Source organism: Pseudomonas sp. NPDC089407 (assembly GCF_044900445.1).
Taxonomy (GTDB): domain Bacteria; phylum Pseudomonadota; class Gammaproteobacteria; order Pseudomonadales; family Pseudomonadaceae; genus Aquipseudomonas.
In genome coordinates, this window is record NZ_JBJDNB010000001.1 from 232,411 (window position 1) to 250,013 (window position 17,603).

Annotated in this window: 15 protein-coding genes; 2 read left to right on the forward strand and 13 right to left on the reverse strand. The window is 65.1% G+C overall.

Going from position 1 to position 17,603, the window contains the following annotated elements:
* Positions 1-79 precede the first annotated feature (79 nt).
* Positions 80-2,281: an LTA synthase family protein gene (locus ACI2KG_RS01270; RefSeq protein WP_404660474.1), complete on the forward strand. Its 2,202-nt coding sequence runs from the start codon at positions 80-82 to the stop codon at positions 2,279-2,281.
* 655 nt (positions 2,282-2,936) lie between these two features.
* Here the strand turns inward: ACI2KG_RS01270 and ureG are convergent.
* The 9 genes from ureG to xerC form a co-directional block, all read right to left on the reverse strand.
* Entirely contained in the window at positions 2,937-3,560 is a 624-nt protein-coding gene (gene ureG, locus ACI2KG_RS01275) for an urease accessory protein UreG (protein ID WP_003253923.1), read from the reverse strand.
* An 11-nt stretch (positions 3,561-3,571) separates the two neighbouring features.
* Positions 3,572-4,246 carry an urease accessory protein UreF gene (locus ACI2KG_RS01280; RefSeq protein WP_404660475.1) on the reverse strand — a complete coding sequence of 225 codons (675 nt, stop codon included), beginning with the start codon at positions 4,244-4,246 and terminating at the stop codon, positions 3,572-3,574.
* A complete protein-coding gene (locus ACI2KG_RS01285) occupies positions 4,246-4,791 on the reverse strand; it encodes a HupE/UreJ family protein (protein ID WP_064493089.1) in 546 nt (181 codons plus the stop codon). The genes ACI2KG_RS01280 and ACI2KG_RS01285 overlap by 1 nt, the downstream gene beginning before the upstream one ends.
* Before the next feature lie 18 nt (positions 4,792-4,809).
* Positions 4,810-5,313, reverse strand: a complete 504-nt coding sequence (gene ureE, locus ACI2KG_RS01290) for an urease accessory protein UreE (protein ID WP_404660476.1) — start codon at positions 5,311-5,313, stop codon at positions 4,810-4,812.
* Between the two features lie 10 nt (positions 5,314-5,323).
* Positions 5,324-7,027 (reverse strand): urease subunit alpha, encoded by a 1,704-nt coding sequence (gene ureC / locus ACI2KG_RS01295; protein ID WP_404660477.1) that lies wholly within the window; start codon positions 7,025-7,027, stop codon positions 5,324-5,326.
* Positions 7,024-7,341 carry an urease subunit beta gene (locus ACI2KG_RS01300; protein ID WP_400616440.1) on the reverse strand — a complete coding sequence of 106 codons (318 nt, stop codon included), beginning with the start codon at positions 7,339-7,341 and terminating at the stop codon, positions 7,024-7,026. Before ACI2KG_RS01300 ends, ureC begins: the two co-directional genes overlap by 4 nt.
* Positions 7,342-7,360: 19 nt before the next feature.
* Complete coding sequence (locus ACI2KG_RS01305; protein WP_003256923.1) at positions 7,361-7,663, reverse strand: urease subunit gamma; 303 nt, start codon at positions 7,661-7,663, stop codon at positions 7,361-7,363.
* A 9-nt stretch (positions 7,664-7,672) separates the two neighbouring features.
* Entirely contained in the window at positions 7,673-8,506 is an 834-nt protein-coding gene (locus tag ACI2KG_RS01310) for an urease accessory protein UreD (RefSeq protein WP_404660478.1), read from the reverse strand.
* Between the two features lie 406 nt (positions 8,507-8,912).
* A complete protein-coding gene (gene xerC / locus ACI2KG_RS01315) occupies positions 8,913-9,827 on the reverse strand; it encodes a tyrosine recombinase XerC (protein ID WP_404660479.1) in 915 nt (304 codons plus the stop codon).
* Between the two features lie 215 nt (positions 9,828-10,042).
* Between xerC and ACI2KG_RS01320 the strand changes: the two genes are divergently transcribed.
* Positions 10,043-10,531, forward strand: a complete 489-nt coding sequence (locus tag ACI2KG_RS01320; protein WP_404660481.1) for an NnrS family protein — start codon at positions 10,043-10,045, stop codon at positions 10,529-10,531.
* Between the two features lie 165 nt (positions 10,532-10,696).
* Here ACI2KG_RS01320 and ACI2KG_RS01325 read toward each other — a convergent pair whose 3' ends face one another.
* The 4 genes from ACI2KG_RS01325 to ACI2KG_RS01340 all read right to left on the reverse strand — a co-directional run bounded on the left by ACI2KG_RS01325 (position 10,697) and on the right by ACI2KG_RS01340 (position 17,574).
* Positions 10,697-12,964: an ATP-dependent DNA helicase gene (locus ACI2KG_RS01325; RefSeq protein ID WP_404660482.1), complete on the reverse strand. Its 2,268-nt coding sequence runs from the start codon at positions 12,962-12,964 to the stop codon at positions 10,697-10,699.
* Positions 12,961-14,610 carry a VRR-NUC domain-containing protein gene (locus ACI2KG_RS01330; RefSeq protein WP_404660483.1) on the reverse strand — a complete coding sequence of 550 codons (1,650 nt, stop codon included), beginning with the start codon at positions 14,608-14,610 and terminating at the stop codon, positions 12,961-12,963. The genes ACI2KG_RS01325 and ACI2KG_RS01330 overlap by 4 nt, the downstream gene beginning before the upstream one ends.
* Before the next feature lie 223 nt (positions 14,611-14,833).
* Positions 14,834-16,195: a GntR family transcriptional regulator gene (locus ACI2KG_RS01335; RefSeq protein WP_404660602.1), complete on the reverse strand. Its 1,362-nt coding sequence runs from the start codon at positions 16,193-16,195 to the stop codon at positions 14,834-14,836.
* On the reverse strand, positions 16,195-17,574 hold the full coding sequence (locus tag ACI2KG_RS01340; RefSeq protein ID WP_404660484.1) for a hypothetical protein: 1,380 nt from the start codon (positions 17,572-17,574) through the stop codon (positions 16,195-16,197). Before ACI2KG_RS01340 ends, ACI2KG_RS01335 begins: the two co-directional genes overlap by 1 nt.
* Positions 17,575-17,603: the final 29 nt, after the last annotated feature.

Sequence of the window (17,603 nt, forward strand, 5' to 3'; positions counted from 1 at the left end):
ACCCGACCGCCTTCCCTGCCATGGCCTGTTATCATCATGCATAGATGCATGACGATTTAATGGCAAAAGGGAAGTTTTTGTGAAGAACCTGTCCGACCACCCACGTACCCGGCTTGCCGCACTGGCAGGCCTGGTGTTGGTGATCCCACTGGGTGCGCGCGCCATGCTGGGTTGGTCCAACCCGCTCGGTTATCTGTCCGACCTCGCCCTCGGCAGCCTGCTGCTGTTGCTGTTGCACCGCCGGCCATGGTGGCTGGCCTTGCCTGTACTGCTGGCCTGGGCGGCCCTGTGGGTGGCCTCGGCCGAGCTGGTCAGCGCCGTGGGCCGCTTGCCCACCAGCGCCGACCTGGCGTACCTGGTCGACCCGCAGTTCATGGAGAACTCCACTGGCGGTGGGCTGGCCCATGCCTGGCTGCCCGTGGTCATGGGCGCCGGCCTGCTGGCCTGGCTGGCCTGTGCCTGGCGCAGCCGGTCGCAACGTGGCCAGCCGCTGCCGCGCAAGGCTTGGGCCATACCGGTAATGCTGTTTAGCGCCCATTGGGGCAGCCAGCAGTTGCTGCCGTCCGACGCCGACCAGTGGCGGCAATACAACCTGACCCACCAGTTGATGTCTGCCGGGGTCGGCAACCTGGAACGCCAGGTCGAAGGCTGGATGGGCCATACGCAGCCCTTCACCCCGCTGCCCAGGGCCGGCCTGACCCAATCCGACCTGCAGGGGCAGCGGCTGCTTGCCGGCCCGGGCAGCGCCCGCAACCTGTTGGTCATCACCCTCGAAGGCATCCCAGGCGCCTACCTGCGGCCTAATCGCCAGGCGCTGCACAGCCACTTCGACGAAGACCTGATGCCCAGGCTCGGCAAGTGGGCCGAACGCGGCATGAACACGCCCGATTACGTGCTGCATACCCACCAGACCATCCGTGGCCTGTACGCGATGCTGTGCGGTGACTACGACAAGCTGGCCAACGGCACGCCCAAGGGTGTGGAACTGCTGACCCAGAACGAACGTAACCAGGCCTGCCTGCCGGCGCAACTGCGCCAGGCCGGCTTCACCACCCATTACCTGCAGGGCGCGGGCCTGCGCTTCATGGCCAAGGACCGCATCATGCCGCACATCGGTTATGACTCGGTGCATGGCCTGGAGTGGTTCCGCAACAAGAACTACCTCGACTTCCCCTGGGGCAAGGATGACCGCGCCTTCTTCGAGGGCGCCCTGGGCTACGTCAGCCAGCTGCAGAAACAGGACAAGCCGTGGATGCTGACGCTGCTCACCGTTGGCACCCATCAACCCTACTCGGCACCGGCCGAATACCTCGAACGTTTTGACACGCCGAAACAGGCGGCGGTGGCGTACCTGGACGACGCGGTCGGGGCCTTCCTCGACAACCTCGAGCGCCAGGGCGTGCTGAAGGACACACTGGTGGTGCTGACCTCGGACGAATCCCATGGCATTGACGGCGTGCGCCTGGCGTCGTCGTGGGGCTTCAACCTGACCTTGGCCCCGGAACAGGCCCAGTTGCCGCACATCAAGCGCGGTACCTACGGCCATATCGACCTGGCCACCTCGCTGCTCGACTATTTCTCCCTGCCGATTCCCGTTGCGCTGGGCGGCCGCTCGCTGTACCGCGACTACGATACCGGCCGCGAAATGATCGCCTACACCAACGGCATGCTGCGCTACCACAACGGCCAAGGGGTCTTTACCGAATGCGACTTCCAGCAGCGCTGCCGCCGTTATGCCAGCGAAGGCTTCATTGCCGACCAGGCCCGCTACCTTGGCAGCGGCGACAGCATGCTCGGGCAGCAGATCGGCACCCTGGCCGGGGTGCTCGACCAGTCGCTGCTGCAAACGCCGCTCAACCTGCGCTACCAGTTCGGTGGCCCTGCGCCGATCAAGTTGCGCAAGCGCATTCATGATGACTGGGCCGACAACCTGATTGGCGCCCAGTACCTGGAAATGCCCGGGGGCTCGCATACCCGAGTACGCATCAAGGTGCGCTCGCTGGACCCGCGACACGCGGCTTATATCCAGCTCAAGGCCAAGCAACTGGAGCAGGACGTACCCCTGGGCCTGCCTGCCGAGGTGAAAGTCACCGCCGACCAGCCGCTGGAGATGGACTTCAGCTTCGACAACCCGACCGAGCGCAAGGCGTTTTCCTTCCACTTGCTGGGCTATGGCGGCGGCAAGGTGGAAGTCAGCGACTTCAGCGTGATCACGGCGCTGCCGGGCGAGGAGGATGCCGGCGAGGATCTGGCCGAGGGCCAGATCGCCCATTCGGGCTGAGCGCCCTACCGCTCATCGCCCGGCCATCGGTGCCTGTCGATTCGTTGTGACCCAGGCCGAGTGCAGTGGCGCCTATGCGATCGAGCGCCGCCCGCGCGGCGCTTCGCGGCGCAAGGCCGCTCCCACATTTGTTTCGGGCCAGTTTCTTCTGAGAGACCACCTGCGCACGCTTTGTTTGTTCCATTCGATATCGGCTGCGCCACTGGTCTTCATCAATCTCCAGCCATGCACCAAGGGTGCGCGCGCCAAAGGCACAGGCATAATTGGCCCGAAACAGATGTGGGAGCGGCCTTGCGCCGCGAAGCGCCGCGCGGGCGGCGCTCGATTTCACAAACACCCAACATCTCAAGGCAAGCACCTGTCAGCCCCAAATTGCTTAACTGACTCAAGGCATGTCCGCAAACACCGGCTCAGCCGGCGCCAAGCACCGAATCGCCGACTTCGCGGGCACGCCCGCTCTCAAAGAACAAACTCTATGTTATTGAGTTGGCAATAACTTGTGGGAGCGGGCTTGTCCCGCGAACACCGGCAAAGCCGGTGCCAGACACCGCGTTGCCTGCTTCGCGGGACAAGCCCGCTCCCACAATTGCCACTGTTCCCTGCGAGACAGCGCAGCCAGCAGAACTGAGCGATCTCCCACAGGGACCGCAATAAGTCAGGCGCGCACACCCAACATCCCGCGCTCGACGATGAAGTCGATCACCGCCTGCAGCCCCTCGCCTTTCTTCAGGTTGCTGAACGTCCATGGCCGCTGCGGGCGCATGCGCTGGGTGTCGCGCTCCATTACCTCCAGCGAAGCACCTACATACGGCGCCAGGTCGGTCTTGTTGATGACCAGGAAGTCCGACTTGGTAATGCCAGGCCCGCCCTTGCGCGGGATCTTCTCGCCTTCGGCCACGTCGATCACGTAGATGGTCAGGTCGGCCAGTTCCGGGCTGAAGGTGGCGCTGAGGTTGTCACCGCCGCTCTCGACGAAAATCACTTCCAGGTTACCGAACTTGCGCGCCAGGGCTTCGACCGCCGCCAGGTTCATCGAGGCGTCTTCACGAATGGCCGTGTGCGGGCAGCCGCCGGTTTCTACGCCGACGATGCGCTCGGGCTCCAGGGCGCCGGCCTCGGTGAGGATGCGCTGGTCTTCCTTGGTGTAGATGTCGTTGGTAACCACGGCGATCTGGTAGTGATCGCGCATGGCTTTGCACAGCGCTTCCAGCAGTGCGGTCTTGCCAGACCCGACCGGGCCGCCGACACCGACGCGCAGGGGTTGTTGATAGCTTTGCATGCAGGCAGTCCTCAGGAACGGAACAAACGGGTGTATTGGGTTTCGTGACGCGATGAGGCAATGGCCAGCAACGGCAGGCCGCCGCCAAGCTGGTCATCGCCCAGGGCCAGGGCGTGGTCGAGGGCAGCGGGCAAATCGGCACCGAGGTCGCGCAGCAAGGTCTGGGCAGCCTGCTGGCCGAACGGCACCAGCTTGACCCCGGCCATAACCGCGCCTTCCAGCCAGGCAAAACCATGGCCCAAGGCCAACTGGCGCAGCGGGATGGCCCAGTGCGCGGCCAGCCAGGCCATGCCGCCCAGCTGCGTCAGCTCAAGGCCGGCGCGCCAGGCCGGAGCCTGGCCCAGTTGCCAACCGTCGAGCAGCCGCGCCAACGCCGCGCCACGCTGCTGTTCTTCCAGGCGTAGCTCGGCAGTTTCGCGGTTGGCCAGCAAGAAGCGGCTCCACTGGCCGAACGCTTCGGCATCCTCGGCCTGGCAGGCGTGGTACAGGCGCGCCAGCACCGGCCAGTCAACGCAGCCCAGGGTGTCGTGAAGCTGCTCACGCTGCCAGGCAGCAAAGCCCTCCACGCCCACCACCCAGCCCGCCTCGACCGCCCACTCCAGGCCTTGCGAATAGGTAAAGCCGCCCACCGGCAAGCCAGGGCTGGCCAACTGCAGCAGGCGCAGCAACGCGAGGTCGCTGTTCATCAGCCTGCCAGCACCAGCGCAGCGCCGGCCAGCAGGCCGCCGCCGAAGGCTTTCTGCAAACCACTGTGGCGGCGCAACAGGCAACCGACCGCGAAGCCGGCCGCCAGCAGCAGGCCACTGACCGCGACAAAGCCGGCACTGAACTGCCAGAACGCGCTTGGCGTGGCTTCCACGCCATGGGCCCAGCCGTGGAACAGGGCGAACACCGGCATGGCCATGGCCAGCAGCAACTGGCGGCTCGGCAGCAGCACCGCGCCAGCAGCCACCAGCAGCGACACGGCGATCAGCGTTTCCATGCCCAGCACGTCACCGAACAGATGGCCACACACCGCACCACCGAACATCGCCGCCAAGGTCGCCAGCGGCAACGTCAGGTTGCGCCGGGTCAGCGCGGCCAGCACGCCGGTGCCAAGCAGCATCAGCAGGTGATCAAGCCCGGTCAGCGGGTGCAGCAGGCCGTCCTGCAAAGGGTTGCTGTCATGGCCAGGGTGGGCGAAAGCCGGCAGTGCCAGCATCAGCAGAAACAGGGCGAAAGTCTTTTTCATCGGTTGCTCCAGGGCAGTTCAGGAATGGGCAGGCAGGCGCACGAAGCGGTGATCGTGGCCATGGGCATGGCTGTGGCCGTGGCCATGCGGCGCGCTCTGATAAGCGCCCGCTTCAGGTTCGAACGGGGCGTGCTCGGCCTCCACCGTCAAGCCCAGGCCACGCAGCATGTCGTCCAGCACATGGTCGTGCTGAAAACGCAGCAGGCCGGGCTCGATCTGCAGCGGTACATGGCGGTTGCCCAGGTGGTAAGCCGCACGGGCCAGCAAGTGCGGGTCGGCGCAGCGCACCGTGGACACCGCCTCGGGCGCTGCCAGCACACGAATCAACTGGCTGCCATCGGCATCGGCCAACAGTTCGCCACCGCGCAGCAGGTGGCCACGCTCCAGCATCACCCCGGCTTCGCGGCCATCGTCCAGGGTAACCCGCAGGCGGCTTTTGATTCGGCTGTCGACGTCGAGGGTGACGGTGCCGCTGACAGCATGCGTGCCGGGTTCGGTAATACGGCGGGTCAAGACAATCATCGGTGCTCCTTCAGAACAGAAAATAGCGCTGAGCCAGCGGTAGCTCGGTGGCCGGCTCGCACACCAGCAACTCGCCATCGGCGCGCACCTGGTAGGTTTGCGCATCGACCTCGATCAGCGGCTGCAGGGTGTTGTGGACCATGTCCGGCTTGCGTACCCGACGGCAGCCGTTGACCACACCGATCAGGCTGCGCAGGTTCAGCTCCTCGGCCAGGCCACGGGCCATGGCCGCCTGCGGCAGGAAGGTCATGCGCGTGGCATGCCGCGCGGCCCCCAGCGCGCCGAACATCGGCCGGTAATGCACCGGTTGCGGCGTGGGGATGGAGCCGTTGATGTCGCCCATCGGCGCGGTGACGATCATCCCGCCCTTGAGCACCAGGGCCGGTTTGACCGCAAAGAACGCGGGGGACCACAGCACCAGATCAGCCAGCTTGCCGACCTCGACCGACCCCACTTCGTGACCGATACCATGAGTGAGTGCCGGGTTGATGGTGTACTTGGCGATGTAGCGCTTGACCCGAAAGTTATCGCTGTAATGGGTATCCGGCGCCAGCGGCCCGCGGCGCAGCTTCATCTGGTGCGCCACCTGCCAGGTGCGCAGCACCACTTCGCCCACCCGGCCCATGGCCTGGGAGTCGGACGAGGTCATGGCAAACGCGCCCATGTCATGGAGGATGTCCTCGGCGGCGATGGTTTCGCGACGGATGCGCGACTCGGCAAAAGCCACGTCCTCGGCGATGCTCGGGTCCAGGTGGTGACAGACCATGAGCATGTCCAGGTGCTCGTCCACGGTGTTGATGGTGTACGGCAGGGTCGGGTTGGTCGAGGACGGCAGCACGTTGGCCTGCCCTGCCGCACGGATGATGTCTGGCGCATGGCCACCACCGGCCCCTTCGGTATGGAAGGTATGGATGGTGCGATCGCCGATCGCTGCCAGGGTGTCTTCGATGCAGCCCGACTCGTTGAGGGTGTCGGTGTGGATCGCCACCTGGATGTCCATTTCTTCGGCCACGCCCAGGCAGCAGTCAATGGCTGCGGGCGTCGAACCCCAGTCTTCATGCAGCTTGAGGCCGACCGCGCCCGCGGCGATCTGCTCGCGCAATGCTTCAGGGCGCGAGGCATTGCCCTTGCCTAGCAAACCGATGTTGATCGGCAGGCTGTCGGCGGCCTGCAGCATGCGCGCCAGGTACCAGGGCCCGGGCGTGCAGGTGGTGGCGTTGGTGCCGGTGGCCGGGCCGGTGCCGCCGCCGATGAAGGTGGTGACGCCGCTGTTCAGCGCCTCGTCCACCTGCTGTGGGCAGATGAAGTGAATATGCGAGTCGACACCGCCAGCGGTGACGATTTTGCCTTCGGCCGCGATCACTTCGGTGCCCGGCCCGACCGGCACGTTGACGCCCGGTTGCACATCGGGGTTGCCGGCCTTGCCGATCACGGCGATGCGCCCGTGCTTGATGCCAATATCGGCCTTGACGATGCCCCAATGGTCGATGATCAGGGCATTGGTCAGCACCAGGTCCATGGCCTGGGCGGCCAGCATCTGGCCCTGCCCCATGCCATCGCGGATAACCTTGCCGCCGCCAAACTTCACTTCTTCGCCATAGACCGTAAAGTCCTTTTCTACTTCGACCCACAACGCCGTGTCGGCCAGGCGCACGCGGTCGCCCACTGTGGGGCCGAACATGTCGGCGTAGGCCTGGCGGGAAATACGGCTCATGACCTGCCCTCCAGCGCGCCCATCACCTTGCCCTGAAAGCCGTAGACTTCACGCTTGCCGGCGTAGGCCACCAGTTGCACGGTGCGCGCCTGGCCCGGTTCGAAACGCACGGCGGTACCGGCCGGGATGTCCAGGCGAAAGCCCAGGGTCGGCGCGCGCTCGAACACCAGCGCCTCGTTGACTTCGTAAAAATGGTAGTGCGAGCCGACCTGCACCGGCCGGTCGCCGTGGTTGGCCACGCTGACGCTGACCGTTGCCCGGCCACTGTTCAGCTCGATGTCGCCTGCGGCGACCTGGATTTCACCTGGGATCATGCGGCGCTCCTTGGCGGTTTCAGACGATGGGGTCATGCACGGTCACCAGCTTGGTGCCATCCGGGAAGGTCGCTTCCACCTGCACGTCGTGCAGCATTTCGGCGATGCCGGGCATCACCTGCTCACGGCTCAGCACCTCGCGCCCCAGGCTCATCAGTTCCGCCACGGTGCGCCCATCACGGGCGCCTTCCAGCACGGCGGCACTGATCAACGCCACGGCCTCCGGGTAGTTGAGCTTCAGGCCACGGGCCAGGCGCCGCTCCGCCAGCAGTGCAGCGGTGAACAGCAGCAGTTTGTCTTTCTCTCTCGGGGTCAGCTCCATGGCGCTCTCTCAGGTGGCCCAGATACGCGGCGGGCAGGCTGGCAGGCCAAGAATGGCCGGGCGCAGCACATGCCACAGGCGTTGCAGGGTGTGTTGCAGGTGTTGGTTGTCATGATCAAGCAGGCGAATCACCAGCAACGAGCCGAGCAGGGTCGCGCCGGCCGGGTTGCCCAGTTCGTCGAGCAGCGGGCGCACCTGCTCCAGCACGGCCTGGTCGGCCGGTGCGGCGCAGAAGGTGGCGAGCAGCGGGTGGCCGCCGAGCTTGGCCAGCTGCCCGCCTTCGATACGCAGGCGCTCGTGCAGGCCAACCTCGCCAGGTAGCTCGATGTGCAAAACGTTGTCGAGGGCGCCGTGGTCGAAACGCTCGTCCATCACCGGACGACCCAGGCACAGGGTTTCCCAGGCCAGCAGGCGGGCACCGGGTTCAAGGGTGAAGCGGCTGGCGAGGCTGGCGCGGGCGCCGGAAAAGAAGATGCTGTCCTGTGGCAGCCACTCCAGGGTGCTGCCGGCAGCCAGCTGAAAGCGCTGGGCCAGCCGCGCGGTCGGGCCGATGCTGCGGTAGAACTTGCTGGCACCCGGCATGGTCAGCAGCGCGTGGCTGCCGGGCTCCAGCTGAATGTCCAGGTCCAGGCGATCGCCCGCGACGATGCCGCCCGGCGGGTGCAGCACATAGACATGGCAAGGTGCACCTTCCGGGTAGAACGGCCGTTGCACCAAAAGAGGTCCGAAATGTTTCCACGCACCAAGGCGGGTCACACCCTCACGCCGGACAAAGCGCAACTGCAGGTGGGCGCTCCAGCCTGCAGCGTCTTGTGGTTGTTCGATCTGCTCCGCGAGCGACATCCTGCGGCCCCTGAAATCCGTGGCCTGCTGGCCGTTTAGAGGGTCCACCACGGGCGCCTGTCAGCGCGCGCGGCCTGACCACTCGATCAAATTCGCAGGCTGGATATAGCAGGTTGCGGGCCAACTCCGCAGGTGAAGGCAGATGAAACTTTTATCGCGGCCGCTCTGGCATCGAGCATACGAGGGGATGGCGCACAAAGCAGGGGCGTGGTTTGGCCCTGTATCGGTGCCGGACAGTGAGCATGCAAAGGGCCGCTGTGCGCCCCATCGCCGGCAAGCCAGCTCCCACAGGGATCGAGCATTGTTTCAAAACCGAGCCATGCACATGGCTTGGATGCGACGCGGTCGGTGTGGGAGCTGGCTTGCCGGCGATGGGCTGCGGCAGCAGCCCCAGAATTGACGAAGGTCAGTAGTCGAAACGGTCCACCGCCCGGCGGCGCTCGTTGTCGTCGCGCCGGTCGTAGATGGCCGTGGTCTGGATGTTGGCGTGGTGTGCCAGTTTCTGCGCAATCGACAGGTCATGCTCTTCGATCACCCGGGTGATAAAGGCCCGGCGGAAGTCGTGCGGCATGATTTTCACTCCCACCTGCGCACCGCGCTGGCGGGCAATGTAGTAGATCGCATGCTTGGTGATGCGCGCCCGGGTGATGTGGCTGCCGCGGCGGATGCGGTTGAACAGGAACGGGTCGTCCTCGGCGCCGGCCGGCAAGTCCTGGCGGCGCAGGTCGAGCCATGCTTGCAACTTTTCGAATGCCCAAGGGGGCGCGTACTTGACCAGTTGGTGGTTGCCCTTGCCCACCACCTGCAGGCTGCGGGCTTGGAAATCGACCTGCTCAAGGTTGATGTCGACCGACTCCGACTTGCGCATGCCTGTGCCATACAGCAAGGCAATGATCGCCGCGTCGCGCACGCCTTGTGGGCGTGGGTCGGCCGCGCACACGTCCATCAACTCGCGAATCAGGCTGCGCCGCAGGTTGCGCCCGGGCGGCAGTCGGCTGCCAGTGGCCGGCTTGACCTCGCGAATGCGCAGCAGCTGCTCATGGTCGATCAGGCCCTGGCGCCAGGCCTCGTTCATCACCCCGCGGATGGCGTTGACGTATAGCGATGAGCTATTGGGTGCGTAGCCGTCGGCACGCAGGGCCGCCACCAGGGCGATCACGTGGCCGGGCTCGAGCCGATGCCAAGGCACGTCGACGATATTGCAGTCGACAAAACCCAGCCGGTCGGCGGCGTCCTGAAGGATGTAGCGCATGGTTTGCTGGCTGGATGGGGCCAGGCGGGCCATGTACTGCAGCAGCGGGTTTTTCGAGAGGTCGGACAAAGCGTGAATCCTGTAGCGAAGCGTCGGCCGGCAGCGCAGCGGGCCAACCCTGAAGCAAGTTAAAACGACATACAAGCAAGTCTGAATGACCACAGGGTGCGCATGTCATTCAGACCCGGAGAAGTGCCATCACCTTGATATTCAAGGGCTTTGCAATTGGCACGAATCGTGATCTTAACCCAATTGACGCCCTCTGAACGAACCAAGGACTGCCCATGCTTGTGCAACCCGTCGCTTCACGTCCATGCCAGGCTGTCTGGGGCCTGGGTTTTCGTCCGTTCTTTTTGGGCGGCAGCCTGTTTGCGCTGCTCGCCTTGCTGCTCTGGGCCGGGCTGCTGGCCGGCGCGCTGGCCCCGACACCGGCCGGCGGTATGCTGGCCTGGCACCGTCATGAGATGCTCTTCGGCTTTGCCGCCGCCATCATCGCCGGTTTCCTGCTGACCGCCGTGCAGAACTGGAGCGGTATCCCTGGCCTGCTGGACCGGGCATGCTTGCTGCTCAGCGTGGCGGTGCCACTGGCCTTTGCCAAGGGGCTGGGCGATTCACCACACACACTAGCGAGCGTGGCGCGGGTGATCCTGCCGCTGTTCACACCGCTGGGGGTGAGCCTTTCAGCGTTGTGCTGGAGCCTGGCGTTGTTGCTGTTTTTGCGCCATTACCTGCCGATTCTGCTGCGGCCACGGGCGGATGGCATGCCTGGGTAACGGCTTGCAGCTGACAGGTTGACACGGCCCCTTGTAGGAGCGGCCTTGTGTCGCGAAAGGGCCGCAGAGCGGCCCCGGCAATTCATGCATTTGCGCGAAGATACTGGGGCCGCTACGCGGCCCTTTCGCGACACAAGGCCGCTCCTACAAAGGGCCGCGTACCGGTCAGGGGCAGTGCTCGGCCGCTGGCCACCACCCTGGGAACATCTGCTGCACCCGTGGCTCGGCAAAGCGTTCATCGATCAGCACCAACACGCCGCGGTCCTGGTCCCCCCGGATCACCCGGCCCGCTGCCTGGATCACCTTGCGCACCCCCGGGTAGAGGTAGGCGTAATCGAACCCTGCGCCAAACTGCCGCCCCAAGCGCTGCTTGAATTGCTCGTTGACCGGGTTGACCTGGGGCAGCCCGAGGGTGGCAACGAAGGCACCGATCAACCGGGTACCCGGCAAATCCACGCCTTCGCCGAATGCACCGCCCAACACAGCAAAACCGACACCTCGGCCATCAGCAACGAAGCGATCCAGAAACGCCTGCCGGGCGGCCTCGTCCATGCCGGGTGCCTGCGCCCACAGCGGTATCTGTGCATACCGCTCGGCCAGTAACCCGGCCACCTGCTGCAGGTATTCGAAGCTGCTGAAGAACGCCAGGTAGTTGCCCGGCATCTGTTGGTACTGCCTGGCAATCAGCTCGACAATCGGCGCCAGCGAAGCCTGGCGCTGCTGGTACCGCGTGGACACCTGGCTGGCAATGCGCACCTCCAGTTGCTCCGCACGAAACGGCGCGGCCACTTCCAGCCAGGCAGTATCGGCCGGCATGCCCAGCAGGTCGCGGTAGAAATGCGGCGGGCTCAGCGTGGCGGAAAACAGCGTCACACTGCGCGCCGCCCGCATGCGCGGCGCCAGCAGCCGCGCCGGGGTGACATTGCGCAGGCACAACGTGGCCAGCCGCCGATTGCGTGGGCCTTGGCGCTGGCTGATATCGAACAGGAAATGCTCGTCGAACAGCTCGGCGACCCGGCTGAACTGCAAGGCCTGATAGAAGAACTGCAGCACCTGCGGGTCGATGTGCGCGGGTGACTGGTTCATCTGTTCCTGAATCAGCCCGATGCACTGCTGCAACGCACGCAGCAGGCCTTCGGGCAGCGATTCACTGGCCTGGTACGGCGCCCGTTGTTCCTTGTACAGGGCGTTCCACTGCCGGTTCAGGCGGTCCAGTGCGCTGACAAGCCCCTGCGGTTTGCTCTGGCGCAGAGCCAGCAACTGGCCCTGGTCGAGGCTGGCGCTGTACATGCCGCGCCCCCGCTCGACCAGGTTATGGGCTTCGTCCACCAGCACCGCAACGCGCCACTGGTTGAGTTGGGCCAGGCCGAACAGCAAGGCATGGGCGTCGAAGTAGTAGTTGTAGTCGGCGACCACCACGTCGGCCCAGCGCGCCATTTCCTGGCCCAGGTAGTACGGGCATACCTGGTGGGCCAGGGCCACATCGCGCAGGTTGGCGCGGTCGAGCAACGGCACTGCTGCCGCGGCTTCGCGCGCAGCCGGCAATCGGTCGTAGAAGCCAGCGGCCAACGGGCAGGACTCGCCATGGCAGGCTTTGTCCGGGTACTCGCAGGCCTTGTCGCGGGCGATCAGCTCCAGCGTGCGCAAGGCGGGCTGCGGCGTGGCATCGGTGATCTGGCGTACGGCATCAAGGGCGAGCGCCCGGCCTGGGGTCTTGGCCGTGAGAAAGTACACTTTGTCCAGTTGCTGCGGCACCATGGCTTTGAGCAACGGGAACAAGGTACCGAGTGTCTTGCCAATGCCGGTGCTGGCCTGGGCCATCAGGCAACGGCCAGTGCTTACCGCCTTGTACAGGGTTTCGGCCAATTGCCGCTGGCCCTGCCGGAACTGCGGGTAAGGAAAGCTCAGCGCTTGCAGGCCGTGGTCGCGCTCGGCCAAACGGCCTTGCTGAAACTGCGCCCACCCCAGAAAGCGCTGGCACTGGACTTCAAAGAAGCGCTGCAATTCAACCGCAGTGCAGTGCTCACTGAACAAGGTCTGGCTATCGCTATCGACATCCAGGTACACCAGCGCGACCTCGATGGCCGGCAGTTGGCGAGCCTGGCACATCAGCCAGCTATAGACCTTGGCCTGCGCCCAGTGCAACTGACGGTGATTGGCCGGCTGCCGCGCCAGGTCGCCGCGGTGGGTCTTGATCTCTTCCAGCCGGTTGCCGGCGGGGTCGTAACCATCAGCGCGGCCGCGCACCCGCAGGGTTTCGAACTGGCCTTCGAGGGTGATTTCGGACTCGTAGCCCGCCGCTCGCCGAGCCACCACCCGCTGATGCCCTTCGATACCCTCCTGGGCGGTGGGCGATGGCGTGAAGCGCAGGTCCAGGTCGCCGACCTTGGCGCTGAACTCGCACAAGGCCCGTACCGCCACGCTGTAGCTCAAGGCGTTTCGCTCCAGCGCACATGGCACACCGCGACTGGCAGGCCGTGTTCGCGGCAGAATTGCAGCCAGCGCAGTTGGTTGTCCTGCAGGCGATCACCCGGTCCCTTGACCTCGACCATGCGATAGCGCCCCTGCTCGGGCCAGAACTGAATCAGGTCGGGCATGCCCGTACGGTTGCTGCGAATGTCCTGCAACAGGCGCAGGAAGCACTGTTTCAGCTGGGCGGCCGGCAGACAGGCCAAGGCTTGGGTCAGCAGTTCTTCACTGAGCATGGCCCAGAACACGAATGGCGACTGCAGGCCCAGCTTGGCCGCGTAGCAGTCGAGAATCGCCTGGCGGTGGCTGCCATCGTCCAGCCGCCCGAGGCACTGCTCGAACAGCGCACTGCGCCTTAGCAGGAAGTCGCTGTCGTGCAGGTCCTGTGGCGCGGCCTGGAACGGGTTGAAGAACGCACCTGGCACCGGCGCGAAAATCGCCTCCCAGCACAGCAGACCAAACAGGCTGTTGAACAGGGTGTTCTCCACGTAATGCGCCTGGCCGCCTTCATGTGCCAGGTGCTGACGCACCGCCTCCTCCACCCCCAGCGCGGCCTGCTCGCGGGGCAATTCCAACTCGATCAGCTCCAGCGGCGCGGCACGCCGGCGCCGCTGTGGCGGGCCGCCAAGCTTGCGCGCCAGGCGCGGCAGCATGCGCTCCAGTGCCTGCACCTCCAGCGCATTGGCCGGCGCTTCGGCCAGCTGCAACGCCAGTGCGTGGGCCTGGGGCCACTGTTCGCTGCGCTCCAGTACCCGCACCTGGCGGATACGTGCCTGGGCATGGTTGCACTGTGCGTACACGGCCATGGCCTGGTCCCAGTCACCCAGGCGCTCGCATTGCTGGCCCAGTGCGAATTGCAGGCGCGCACGGCGCCGGGCCAGCCAAGGGTTGTCACTGTGCAGGCTGTGCATCACGGCAAGGATCGACTCAGGATCGTCGCCCTGCTCCAGCCGCTCGGTGCAATAGTGCAGGGCCATGGCCAGGTCGAGATCGGCGCGTTGCTGCAAGGCACGTGAATCGGGGCTGAACGGCACCTGTTCGTAACGCAGCAGGCCCAAGTCGGCGAGAACGAAGTCTGACCAGTCCTGGTACAGGTTGCCGAAGAACAGCAGGCGCATGCGGTCGCACAGCGGTTGCAGGCACCACTGGAAGATGCGCACCTCACTGTCGGGGAACCAGTCGGCCAGAGAGCGGGCGGCCAGCTGCAAGGGTTGCAGCTGGGCCAACAGGTCATGCTTGGTGGCGCGCGGGCGGCTCAGTTGCGCGGTGAAGCAGCGGGCCAGTTCGTCCTTGCGCAGCAAGGCGAACAGCTGTTCCAGTGCCAGTTGCTCAGGTTCGCGCACCCAGCCGAGCGCCCGCAACGGTTGCAGGGCCAGCGCGGTGTCGCCTATTTCGGCGTAGTCCAGCCGGTCACTGCGAAACAGCTCACCTTTGCGCATGACCATGCGCACCAGCAACGCCTGGGCTGGCGCCTGCAGTTGGCTGAAGGTGTGAATGAAGGCCAGCTCATGCTCGTCGAGCAGGTCTGCGTAGCGCTGTTCGACCCATAGCAGTACCTGGCGGAAGTTGTGCAGGTAGTAGAACGGGTCGTCGACGGAATGGGCGATCACGGGTTGAGGTCAGATTGCGGGAATAGGCACTGGTTATACATACAGACCCATGTGCCTGACAAGAGCCGTGGGTCAGTTCGATTCGACTGGCTTACGCAAAATGCAGAGGCTCGCGTTGGTCATTGTGGGGGCCTTGTGCCGCGAAGCGCCGCGTGGGCGGCGCTAGATCTCATAGACGCTGAAAGGGTTGTGGCGAACACCTGTCACCCCATACGGGCCCTTCTCACATAGGCCTGGATTTCAGCGGGCGCCGCCCACAACGCGGCTCCAACGCTTGCGCCAAACGCCCCACCACCTGCTGCAGGTCGCCTGGCTGATCGCCCAGCCAAACCAGCGCCAGATACTGCTGGTAACGCCTCTGCAGGCTGAACTGCTCGCCCGGTACCGCATGCAACGCAGTCCCGGCCAATGCCGCGACAATGGCATCCCATGCCAGCGGCTGCTGAAAGCGCACCCACAGCATGCGCCCGCCTTGTGGCATTTCCACAACCACCCGCTGACCGAACTGCGACGCCAGCGCACGCGACAGGCTATGCGTGCGCTGTTGCAGGTTGCTGCGCAGTGCCACCAGTTGCGCCTCGATATCACCCTTCCCCAGCAGGTGCGCCAGCGCCAGCAGCCGCAGTGGCGCAAGCCGGAACGCACGCTCGGCGAACGCCTTGGCCAACACGGTATCAAGGCTCAATAGATAAGCATACGGCGCCTCGGCACCCACCGCTGCCTCGAACGCCCCCACCACCAACAGCCGGTGCGGGTCGACCCAGTCGCGCAAGCGTGTGCTGGGTGGCCCGCTGTAGCAAAGCTCGGTATCCAGGTCATTTTCCAGTAGCCAGACGGGGTGTTGGCCAAGCAGCAGGCCAAGCTGCTGCTGGTAATGCATGGTAACCAGTCGCCCCTGCGGCATGCCAAGGCAGGAAGGCATCACCAGCAGGCGTACTGGCTCGCTCCCCAGCAGCCTGGCCAAGGCATGCAGATCCGGGTTGCCACGGGTATCCAGTGGCACCTCCAGTACCCGCATGCCGGCCCGTGTCAAGGCGCGCAGTATTTGCCAGCAACAAGGCGACTGCACCAGCACCGTCCCCCCTTGCATGGCCAGCGCCGCAAGCAGCGTTTCCAGCAACGCCGGCACATCCGGCGCCAACTGCACGTCCTCGGCACGCCAATATTGGCTGGAACAACGGGTGTAGCGCTCCGCCACCGCATGGCGCAGACGGGCGCTGCCCAGCACATCCCAAGGCGCAGCACTGCGCTCTCGCTGGCGGGCCAGACGCCGTTCGTGGGTTAGCAGAGCGCGCTCCAGTAATGGCTGTGCTGGCAAGGGAGGCTGCCGAGGCATGACCATGGCCTGCTGCTCGTCAGCCGCCTGGATGAAATAGCCCGACCGCGGCAGGCAGTGTACGCGCCCCTCCTCCTCCAGCAGGCTATAGGCACTCTGTACTGTCGCCAGTGACACCCGCAGCCGCCGGGACAACATGCGCAATGACGGTAACCGGCATGGGCCACCCTCTGCTGCCTGGTCAATCAACGCCTCCAGGTAGCGGTAGACCCGCCGATAAGCGAACTCGCCAGCTGCCGCTCGCCCCATCATGGCCGCCTCGCCGGCCCATATCGCCGCCCGTTCGCCTGCCTCGGCAACAACCGCAGGTGGGCATCGCGACGAGCCAAGGCACTCAGCAGGCGCCATGCAGATAGCGGCAACTTACCGCCATAAATCGCCCGCAGTTGCCCCAGTGACAGGCCACTGGTGTTCACTAGCCAGGCTTTTACTGCATCAGGGCAGGGTTTACCTTGCATGGCCCTGTGCAGGTAAGGCAACGCCACCAGCATGTCGGCATGCCGACAGCGCAGGAAGCGTTCGAGGTTTTTCCCCTGCCTGGCAAATGGCTTGAATAGCAGGCACACCAATTGTGTCTGGCTGATGCCATAAGCTTTGCCCAAGTGCAGTGTGGGTACCTCGCGCTGCTTGCCAGCGCCCACCAGGCACAGCGCCGGGCGGGTGGCATGCGGCTCCAGGCTGCGCGCGCGCAGTTCCTGCAGCTGGGCCGCGGCCAGCGGGTCGACAAACGCCGACAATGGCCAGCCAGTTTCATCGTCGGCTTTGAAACGCCAACCCAGCATGGCATCAAGCTGCTGCCCCTCCAGCAAAGGTGGTAGCAGGTCATCAATCGCAATCAGCCGCACATGTACATCCCTCGGCGCCGTGCCCGTTGCATGCTCCGCCAGGCTATCGCGTGCCACCCCGACAGCACCGTGCAAGCGGGCGAGGCCGTGGGCCAGTGTTGCCAGGCAATGGTGCGCCGCGTAAGGGCCACGCTCACCGGCCAGACGCTGGCTACGCCGGGCCCACGCCAGATAACGGCGCCTCTGCAACCCAGGTATCGCGGTGACCCATGCATCGGCACACGCCTGCCCCTGCAGCGGAGCGCTTACAGCCGCCGCCAGTTCCAGGTGCAGGCGGCTACCCAACAGCGACTCGGGCCGGGCATCGATCTGGTGGCCGAACATCAGCATGGCGTCCCGGGTCGCCAACCAGCGCTCGGACGTCACCGAGCGCCGACAACTGAACGGCACCACTTCGCGCCCCTCGATCATCTGCAATTGCACCCGCGGGTCATCCTGCAGGAACAGGGCGCTGAAACTGAGCTCATGACCTTCCAGCGTGGCGCTACCCGCTACCGGCAGGCTGACCACCAAGACGCGCAACTGAAAGGTAACCGGCGCACGCATGGCGATACTGAGTTGCGCGGCACGCAGCATTGCCAGCAGGCGGGTACTCTGGCGATCGCTGCCTTGCAATACCTGCAAGCGAAAAGTGCCTATGTATTCGGGCCCGCCTGCTGCAACCAGCAACCGTTGTATCAGTAACTGCAGGGAGGCGCGCTGTGCCTGGGACATATGGCTCAGCAAACGTTCGAGCACTTGCCGGTAGATATACTGCATTGCCTGGTCGTGAATAACCGTCACGAATCACCTCACACACTTCATGCAGCCAA

What these genes read in the sequence shown, in the direction of transcription:
- ureG (WP_003253923.1), bottom strand. Translation starts at nt 3,560, where the DNA reads ATGCAAAGCTATCAACAACCCCTGCGCGTCGGTGTCGGCGGCCCGGTC.
- ACI2KG_RS01280 (WP_404660475.1), bottom strand. Translation starts at nt 4,246, where the DNA reads ATGAACAGCGACCTCGCGTTGCTGCGCCTGCTGCAGTTGGCCAGCCCT.
- ACI2KG_RS01285 (WP_064493089.1), bottom strand. Translation starts at nt 4,791, where the DNA reads ATGAAAAAGACTTTCGCCCTGTTTCTGCTGATGCTGGCACTGCCGGCT.
- ureE (WP_404660476.1), bottom strand. Translation starts at nt 5,313, where the DNA reads ATGATTGTCTTGACCCGCCGTATTACCGAACCCGGCACGCATGCTGTC.
- ureC (WP_404660477.1), bottom strand. Translation starts at nt 7,027, where the DNA reads ATGAGCCGTATTTCCCGCCAGGCCTACGCCGACATGTTCGGCCCCACA.
- ACI2KG_RS01300 (WP_400616440.1), bottom strand. Translation starts at nt 7,341, where the DNA reads ATGATCCCAGGTGAAATCCAGGTCGCCGCAGGCGACATCGAGCTGAAC.
- ACI2KG_RS01305 (WP_003256923.1), bottom strand. Translation starts at nt 7,663, where the DNA reads ATGGAGCTGACCCCGAGAGAGAAAGACAAACTGCTGCTGTTCACCGCT.
- ACI2KG_RS01310 (WP_404660478.1), bottom strand. Translation starts at nt 8,506, where the DNA reads ATGTCGCTCGCGGAGCAGATCGAACAACCACAAGACGCTGCAGGCTGG.
- ACI2KG_RS01320 (WP_404660481.1), top strand. Translation starts at nt 10,043, where the DNA reads ATGCTTGTGCAACCCGTCGCTTCACGTCCATGCCAGGCTGTCTGGGGC.
- ACI2KG_RS01335 (WP_404660602.1), bottom strand. Translation starts at nt 16,195, where the DNA reads ATGGGGCGAGCGGCAGCTGGCGAGTTCGCTTATCGGCGGGTCTACCGC.